We start from the raw sequence: 2,251 nt of genomic DNA, 5'->3' as shown, positions 1-2,251 counted from the left end.
TACATTTCTAATTATTTTCAGAGTGCAGTGGCTTTGCAAAAGAGGAACCACCTTAGCTCTAAAATCATCTAACACCATATTTCCAATCCTATCATTGTGAATATATCTGCTTTTTATTTCCAACTTATCACTTTGGTTATTACTTCCGAGATAATAATAGCGCAAAGCATGATTTTTTAGTTTCTCCATTCTACATTCGGTTCTCTACTCCCTTTTTTAACAGTGTTGATCGCCTTATTTTGCGTTGCCTTGCAACTTCTTTGGAAAAGTATTATGATTCCATATTTTCTGCTTGCAGCTTTGCCTTTCGTCCGGGACTTGGAGTAGATAAAGCTGTAGTAGCCTTTATAAACAATCTAAATAAAGGATTGGGTAAAGTTGTCATTATTGATATAAAACATTACTTTGATTCCATACCTATAGACCGACTTGAAATGATTTTAAAAAGAATTATTGATGATAAGATTCTCCTCTCTCTTTTTCATAAGTTTTTATACTGTAGGATTTCAAAGGGAAATATAATAAAGACAAAAAATAAAGGGATTTTACAAGGTTCTCCAATCAGTCCCTTTCTTGGGAATTTATATCTTTCTCTTTTAGATACAAAGCTTGAGTCAATGCAGATTCCATTTTGTCGATACTGTGATGATATTACTATGTTCTTTTCAAGCTTTGATGAGGCAAAGGAAGCCTACACAAAAGTATCGAATATTTTAAAAAATGATTTAGAAATGGATATACATACTCAAAAAAGTGGAATATATGAGGGAATCAAGCAAAATTACTTAGGCTATAATTTTACTAAAAATAAAAAGGAACATCAGATTCTTGCAATTAAAAAGAAAAAAGCACCACCACCACAGATATATCAGCATTGGAGCACTACTACTATTCAAAGAATAGATAGAAACTATCACATTATTAATAATGGAATATTAAATAGAAAAGACTTTACACTGCTATTTGAAAATGATCATGGAAAAAAGTACATTCCTGTAGAGGCTACTGAAAGTCTGAATGTCTACTCTTCTATTATATTTTCTTCCGATTTCTTCAAATATATAAGTAGTAAAAAGATCTGTGTGAATATTTTTGATAAATATGGAGAGCTTACCGGTACATTTGCTCTACCTGAAAGCCTGCACGGTGGACTTACAATATTAAAGCAAGCTGCCATTTATCTGTATAACGATAAGAGAAAAATTATTGCCAAGAAAATTGAAATAGCTTCACTTCACAATATGCGTTCCAATCTTAAATATTACGAGAGGCATCATTCAAACAAAAATCTAAAAAATGGAATCTCATCTTTTTCAGAGTATATAACTGCAATGAATGAAGTGACTAATGTAACAACGCTTTTAACGATAGAAGCTAGAGCAAGTCAGTTGTACTATAGCCTTTTCCATGAAATCATATGTGATCCTGCATTTGAATTCACTAAGAGGACAAGACGTCCACCTAAAGCCCCTCTTAATGCATTGATAAGCTTTGAAAATGTATTTTTATATAATGGTGTAGCTACAGAGATTCAAAAAACCTCTTTGGATATTCGCATTGGATTTGTTCATGCTACTAACCGAAGAAGTCAGTCCTTAAACCTTGACATTGCAGATCTATTTAAGCCATTGATCGTAGACCGAGCCATATTTACTATAATAAATCGCCATATGATACATGCCTCTGAGCATTTTGAAAAAACTGAAGATGGTGGTATATATCTAAATAAAGAAGGAAAGCAAATTTTTATCAATGAACTTGAAAATAAGGTATATCAAAAGCAAACTGAGGAAAATCAACCACGAACCTACGATACCAGAATTAGAGAAGAAATACATAAAATATTCCGTTTTGTCTGCTATGATGAGAAATACAAACCATTCAAGTATAACTAAAGGAGCATTTATTTGCTCCTGTTTTTTCTGCTCAAATCATTATAGGATAAAAAAGTCTGTCAACCTCTATTTTTACTTTTAAATATGTAATTACATATTCATACTATAGTATGTGTTTGTAATTACATTATTTGCTTGATTTTTTATAATATTCTGATATATAAGTCTTTGTGAGTTCTCATTAATATAAATTTGCTGTTTTTAATACACTTTATTTGAAATAGTATTATATTTTTTGCTTTAATATGCTATTTTTATAGCAATACTTACAATCATACTTTTTATACGGCAAAACAAAAAAAGTATGTCACTGATTGTATACAATCCCAACACCCCGGAAAGCCCCATTTTAAGCC

Annotated in this window: 2 protein-coding genes; one reads left to right on the top strand and one right to left on the bottom strand. The window is 31.1% G+C overall.

Annotation, left to right across the window (positions count from 1 at the left end; translation table 11 throughout):
• The coding region (locus HMPREF1495_RS13875; protein WP_198013546.1) for a hypothetical protein at positions 1–189 on the bottom strand (189 nt) is incomplete at its 3' end.
• Between HMPREF1495_RS13875 and cas1 the strand changes: the two genes are divergently transcribed.
• A complete protein-coding gene (cas1, locus tag HMPREF1495_RS13445; protein ID WP_084544491.1) occupies positions 105–1,895 on the top strand; it encodes a CRISPR-associated endonuclease Cas1 in 1,791 nt (596 codons plus the stop codon). The genes HMPREF1495_RS13875 and cas1 overlap by 85 nt on opposite strands.
• Positions 1,896–2,251: the final 356 nt, after the last annotated feature.

Source organism: Lachnoanaerobaculum sp. MSX33 (assembly GCF_000512995.1).
Lineage (GTDB): Bacteria > Bacillota > Clostridia > Lachnospirales > Lachnospiraceae > Lachnoanaerobaculum.
Note: the sequence above shows the minus strand (reverse complement) of the source record. Positions and strands in the feature narration are given on the sequence as shown.